The organism is Flavobacterium sp. (assembly GCF_043756175.1).
In the GTDB taxonomy this organism is placed as follows: Bacteria; Bacteroidota; Bacteroidia; order Flavobacteriales; family Flavobacteriaceae; genus Flavobacterium.
Genome location: NZ_JAYURN010000056.1, coordinates 1 through 5,326 on the forward strand (window position 1 = coordinate 1; position 5,326 = coordinate 5,326).

General features: G+C 30.1%; 9 protein-coding genes and 1 pseudogene. All 10 read right to left on the reverse strand.

The genetic code is table 11. The features are described 5' to 3' along the window. Positions 1-340: pseudogene (locus ACH2BP_RS03500) on the reverse strand (type 1 glutamine amidotransferase domain-containing protein); the annotation flags it as partial. Positions 341-541: 201 nt separating this feature from the next. Then, entirely contained in the window at positions 542-958 is a 417-nt protein-coding gene (locus tag ACH2BP_RS03505; protein WP_395057051.1) for an OsmC family peroxiredoxin, read from the reverse strand. Positions 959-970: 12 nt separating this feature from the next. Next, on the reverse strand, positions 971-1,315 hold the full coding sequence (locus ACH2BP_RS03510) for a hypothetical protein (RefSeq protein WP_395057053.1): 345 nt from the start codon (positions 1,313-1,315) through the stop codon (positions 971-973). Positions 1,316-1,328: 13 nt separating this feature from the next. After that, complete coding sequence (locus tag ACH2BP_RS03515) at positions 1,329-1,556, reverse strand: SHOCT domain-containing protein (RefSeq protein ID WP_395057055.1); 228 nt, start codon at positions 1,554-1,556, stop codon at positions 1,329-1,331. A 28-nt stretch (positions 1,557-1,584) separates the two neighbouring features. Continuing rightward, the gene (locus ACH2BP_RS03520) at positions 1,585-2,058 is read right to left on the reverse strand and encodes a Dps family protein (RefSeq protein WP_395057057.1); all 474 of its coding nucleotides are present in this window, start codon (positions 2,056-2,058) and stop codon (positions 1,585-1,587) included. A 4-nt stretch (positions 2,059-2,062) separates the two neighbouring features. After that, on the reverse strand, positions 2,063-2,317 hold the full coding sequence (locus ACH2BP_RS03525; RefSeq protein ID WP_395057059.1) for a DUF892 family protein: 255 nt from the start codon (positions 2,315-2,317) through the stop codon (positions 2,063-2,065). Between the two features lie 5 nt (positions 2,318-2,322). Beyond that, a complete protein-coding gene (locus ACH2BP_RS03530; RefSeq protein WP_395057061.1) occupies positions 2,323-2,535 on the reverse strand; it encodes a BON domain-containing protein in 213 nt (70 codons plus the stop codon). Positions 2,536-2,638: 103 nt separating this feature from the next. After that, positions 2,639-3,130, reverse strand: a complete 492-nt coding sequence (locus ACH2BP_RS03535; protein WP_395057063.1) for a response regulator — start codon at positions 3,128-3,130, stop codon at positions 2,639-2,641. 11 nt (positions 3,131-3,141) lie between these two features. Next, entirely contained in the window at positions 3,142-3,291 is a 150-nt protein-coding gene (locus ACH2BP_RS03540; RefSeq protein WP_395057065.1) for a hypothetical protein, read from the reverse strand. Between the two features lie 11 nt (positions 3,292-3,302). After that, positions 3,303-5,326 (reverse strand): glycosyltransferase (locus ACH2BP_RS03545; RefSeq protein WP_395057067.1); only part of this gene is annotated, 2,024 nt, incomplete at its 5' end.

Here is a 5,326-nt window from a genome sequence, read left to right on the forward strand (position 1 = left end):
TTTTATCAGTAGTCAAATCCCACAAAGGTCCATGACCACCTGGATAAAATATAGCATCAAAGTCCTTGGCAGAAATAGCTTGTAATGGTGTGGTATTTGCCATTAATTTTAATAATTTTTCGTCATTTTTGTACCTAATTGTAGACTCGGTTTGGTTATCGGGAGTATCGCTTTTAGGATCAATTGGTGGTTGTCCACCGTTTGGAGATGCTAATGTAATTTTAGCTCCAGCTCCTTTAAAAATATAATAAGGTGTGGCAAATTCTTCTATCCAGAAACCTGTTTTACCCTCTGTATTTCCTAATTTGCTGTGTGATGTTAATACGATAACTATTTTCATTTTTTTTAATTTTAATTTATTTGCAATTTTTATAAAATAAAATTCTGAATAACCATTTTTTATTTGCTAATTAACGATTATCTAACTCGCGTACCATTTCGTTGGTCACAGGCGGAAAGTTGGAAAACCCACTGTGTTTTAGATGTCGTTGCGCCAACTTGACAAATCAACAAAAAATGATCAAACAGAATTTATTTATTTTTAAATTTCAAAGTGGGCTTCTGATGTTATTGGAATATTCAAAACTTTAGAAATCAAACAATTTTTTTCGGCATCTTTTGTAATAGTTGCAAATTCCTCTGCATTTATGCCAGGAATCGAGCCAATAATATTCAAATGAATTCCAGTAATACTTAATCCTTCCATTGTTAGAGTTGCTTCAGTATCTAATTTATTAGCGGTAATTCCTTTTGCATTAAGCATAGATGTAACTGCCATTGTAAAACAACCCGCGTGTGCTGCTGCTAATAATTCTTCAGGATTTGTGCCTTCTTGTCCTTCTTCAAAACGGGTTTTGAAACTGTAATTTGTATTTTCTAGAACACCACTTTGTGTAGACAATGCTCCTTTTCCTTCTTTGAGGCTTCCCTCCCAATGCGCTTTTGCTGTTCTTATCATGATTTTTTTTAATTATTGTCCTTTATTTTCTTCTAAGTCATTGTGATTATCTCCTCCAATGCTATAAGAGTTATTTTCTTCGTCCTCGCTACCAATATTTTCTTGATCATCATCGAGTTCAGAACCGGGAATATCAAGATCATTGCCGGATTTGTCTTGTTTGAAATCCTTTTCGTTCCAAGTTGGATTTTTATCAATTTTGATAATTTCTTTCTTTTTAGAAATATTTTCTGGATCGATATCAAATTCTTTATCAAATTTGTTATAAATATCTTCACTTTCTGGATATTTAGGATAGCCATTTTTGTTTTCTAATTGTTCGTTTGCTGCTTTCGGAAATTTTTCTTTATTTTTCATCGCATTAAAAATTTTAAGTTTTTTTTAATTCTCCGTCTTCAATTAGAATTTTTTGTTTGTCGTAATATTCAGATTTAGTGATGTCTCCGCTAACGTATCTTTTTTGTAAGATATAAGAAGCTGTATGTCTTTTATGTCTTCGAGAGGTATTGTAAGGAATTCCCAAAATCCAAATTAATAAGATTGCCCATAAAGCCCACCAAATAATATTAATTCCTAAATGATAGTTTTCGTAATACATAAAATTTGTTTTAATTAATATAATTTATCTAACTTAAATATCTTCGCAATGTCCAAGCAATAGATTCGTGTTGTTGCAATATTCCTGTAAGCAAATCGGCGGTTCCGGCATCGTGACATTCGTCTGCACAAACGTCGATGTCTTTGCGTAATTCGGCAATTAAAATCTCGTGATCTGATAAAAGTTCAGAGATCATAGCTTTTTGAACTGGGTACTTATTTGGATGTTCTACAATTCGAGATAACAATGTAAATTCGTTCATTGTACCAATGGTTTTTCCTCCCAATTTGCTAATTCTTTCAGCAACTTCGTCGATAGTAATTTCTAATTCTGTGTATTGTTTTTCGAAGAGTTTGTGTAATTCCATAAAACTTTCTCCAGCAACATTCCAATGAAATTTTCTGGTTTTGATGTACAATGTCATTTCATCTGATAAAACTACAGACAATAAATTGATGCTTTGTTTTAAGTGAATTTCGGATATTCCAATTTTTGGTATCATAATTTTAAGATATTATAGGTTGATTTATTGATTTGAAAAATGTTTCTAAACGCAAAAGATGTTCTTGAGTAAATCTTAAATGCTTAGTCAATGCTGTAACTATTTCAGACGTTTTAGCATCTTTAATCATTGTAGGTAATGTCTCGTTAAGTACTTTTTCTGAATTGTATATCGTCATTAATTCATTTATGAAAATATTACAGTGTTCGTCAGACGAATCACTACCTAGGCTTTGAAAAATATGGTTTTTTAAAATCATTTGTTCTAGTTTTCGTTATCAATTGCTAATTCATTATTTACCGAAACAACGCCAAACGTGTTCCAGGTAATTTCTTCTATTTCGTCTTTTTCATCGTATGATTTTACAATACCTTTGAGTGTAACTTCTTGCCCTAAAACACTAATTGATATGTTATTGTTAAAATTTATATCAATAATATTAGAAACTTTCTCTTTTAAAATATCATCGGTTGTCATCTATATAAAATTTAAAATTGATTACAAAGTTGGTTGATATTGATTGCAAATATGTTATATAACTTTTAGTATATGTTATAATATTCATAGCTTATTATTTCTATTAATTTAATAAACTCATACCGATATAAACTACAATTCCAATTATGATAAAATAGGCTATAAAAATGGCTAGTATTTTATTAATAGCAAATCGCTCCGTTAATATTCTTACTGGATAGTTTAGTATTTTATAAATAACTAAAAATAGTTGCCTTTTAGATTGCTCTCCCTTTATAATAAAGCTTTTTGCACCATTTCTAAATGCATCAATTGCAATTGCAATATCTTCATCTGCCGAAAGGATAATGATTTCAGTTTTTGGGTTTGTTTTTCTAATTTCTAGTATTAGCACGTCAGCTTTTTCTCCTTTTAAATCATAGTCAAGTATTACGATTGTCGTATTACCATCTATTTCTTCCAGAAGGGTTTCACCATTTGTAAAAGTTGAAATTCTAAGCGAATTTTTGAATCTGTTTTCTAAAAATGCAACAATTCTATTTGATGACAATGGGTTGTCCTCTAAAAGGAATAGGTTTTGAATTTGTGTTTCCATTTTATTATTTTTTATAGTGAATCATTATCTCCAAATTCATTCAACTTTTTTCTAATTGTGTGTTTAGAATTTGATGATTTTGTTTTAGAATTTGAGGCTTCTGTTTTTTTCTTAGCATCACTTTTTTTAGGCGCTATTATTTGTGTTTTTTTAGCTGTCATAACTTTGATTTTTAAATTTCAATACTTTGATTTTTATTTATTTTTTTAGAATAATTCATTTTTAATAACTTGGTAATTTTTTCATTTTTAACGAAATATTTCTCCATCGTTAATCTTGCCATTAAATAACTTACGGTTGATTCTGCGCCTTGATTTAAATTGATATATGTATCTTCTAAACCATCATAGCAACCTCCAGTACAAGGATTGTAAATGATTTGTTGTAAATGGTTTTTGCCCAAGAACCAATTGAAGGCTATTTCCATTTTTTTTAGATACTCTTCATCTTGAAAAACATCATAAAATTTACTTAAAGCAATTATTGAATAAGAAACATCAATTGGCTGTTCTCCACCTATTTGTTCTTTAAATGATTCGTTATTATTTTGCATCCAACCTTTGTTAGAAACTACTTTTATAACATTGTTTTTGAAGATTTTAGATAATAAAAAGTCGAATGAAGTTTTAGCAATTTCTTTGTAAACTTGATTATTAGTTGCTAGAAAAGCACACAACATAGCTTCTGGCAAAATGCTATTTCCGTAGGTTAAATAACTTTCGTACCAATGCCAGTTTTCATCATTTTCGTGCTTATACATTTGAACTAGTTTATCCGCTAAATGCTTCAAAATATTTACATTATCATCAGAATAATTTTTAATATTGTTGTAATAAATTCCTTTTATGATAAATGCGATGGCTCGTGGTGAATGAATTTTGCAAACATTACCCAATGATAATTGCAAGGTTTTTTTAGCATTCTCTGCTAATTCTACTGGTAATAAATCACTTATTGATACCAAATATCCCAAAGCCCAAATGGCTCTACCATTAGAATCGGCAAGATTTTCGGAGTTTTGTTTCGTGAATTTTTTATTTACATCTACATAATTCAAAAAATAGCCTTCTGGTTGTAAGCAATATTTTATAAAATTGAAATATTTATTGATGTCTTTTAAATCACTATCCTCATTCTTTAATTCATAATGTTGGCAAATTGCTACCAAAGCACGAGCATTGTCGTCGAGTGTATAACCTGAACTAATGTCGGGTTGGTTGATTATTGAAAACTGAATCATTGCGAAATTAGTAGTCAAATTTTTGAAGTGATTCAAGTTTATTGCTGGAATTTTATAGTGTAATTCTAATTCTTGATTACTAATTTGTTCAAACAAAATAGCGTGAGAAATGGCTGAATTTTCCCAAGCAGTTGGTGCTAATTTGTGAATTCCGTTAGCAGAAATATTTTTACGAAGCTGATTATCATCTAACAAATTGTTTACCTGTTCGGCCAATTGTTGTGCATTTTCGAAATCTATAATTATTCCAGTTCCGCCATTTAACACTTCAATAGCGTGCGGAATTGGAGTCGAAATAATTGGGCAACCACAACTAATCGCATACGAAAAAGTTCCAGAAACCGCTTGATTTCTGTCTTTTGATGTGAACAAATATATATCCGTTAATTGCAAATATTCTAACAATTCGTGTAGTGGTAAATATTGATTGATGAACTTTACGTACTCATTTAGTTGTAACGCATTAATTCTGGCTTCTAGGTTTTCACGATACTTTTCTCCATCATTTTTTACCACATTTGGATGTGTTTTTCCGATAACTAGAAACAAAACTTCGGGGTGTTTTTTCACAATAGTTCGCAACGCATTGATTGAAGTTTCAATACATTTTCCGGAACTTAATAACCCAAAAGTTGAAATGACTTTTCTCCCTTCCACCTTATATTTTTCTTTTAAAACATCTTTATTGGAATGTTCTACCAAATGTGTTCCGTGTGGAATTACCGAAATTTTATCACGATTAATCTTGTAATCTTCAACCAATAGTTTTGATGAAGCATTTGTCATTACAATAAATGCATTAGTACAATTGTCTATCTCTTGTACCATTTTCTGCATTGTTAAATTAGGGTTAGGTAAAACCGTATGAAAAACAGTAACTATGGGTTTATTTATTGTTCGAAGTAATTGAATAAAATCTTCTTCATTTGTTTTATAAAGTCCAAATTCATGTTGAA

Excerpts from the sequence above, each read along its gene's own strand:
- ACH2BP_RS03505 (WP_395057051.1), bottom strand. The coding sequence starts at position 958 with ATGATAAGAACAGCAAAAGCGCATTGGGAGGGAAGCCTCAAAGAAGGA.
- ACH2BP_RS03510 (WP_395057053.1), bottom strand. The coding sequence starts at position 1,315 with ATGAAAAATAAAGAAAAATTTCCGAAAGCAGCAAACGAACAATTAGAA.
- ACH2BP_RS03515 (WP_395057055.1), bottom strand. The coding sequence starts at position 1,556 with ATGTATTACGAAAACTATCATTTAGGAATTAATATTATTTGGTGGGCT.
- ACH2BP_RS03520 (WP_395057057.1), bottom strand. The coding sequence starts at position 2,058 with ATGATACCAAAAATTGGAATATCCGAAATTCACTTAAAACAAAGCATC.
- ACH2BP_RS03525 (WP_395057059.1), bottom strand. The coding sequence starts at position 2,317 with ATGATTTTAAAAAACCATATTTTTCAAAGCCTAGGTAGTGATTCGTCT.
- ACH2BP_RS03530 (WP_395057061.1), bottom strand. The coding sequence starts at position 2,535 with ATGACAACCGATGATATTTTAAAAGAGAAAGTTTCTAATATTATTGAT.
- ACH2BP_RS03535 (WP_395057063.1), bottom strand. The coding sequence starts at position 3,130 with ATGGAAACACAAATTCAAAACCTATTCCTTTTAGAGGACAACCCATTG.
- ACH2BP_RS03540 (WP_395057065.1), bottom strand. The coding sequence starts at position 3,291 with ATGACAGCTAAAAAAACACAAATAATAGCGCCTAAAAAAAGTGATGCT.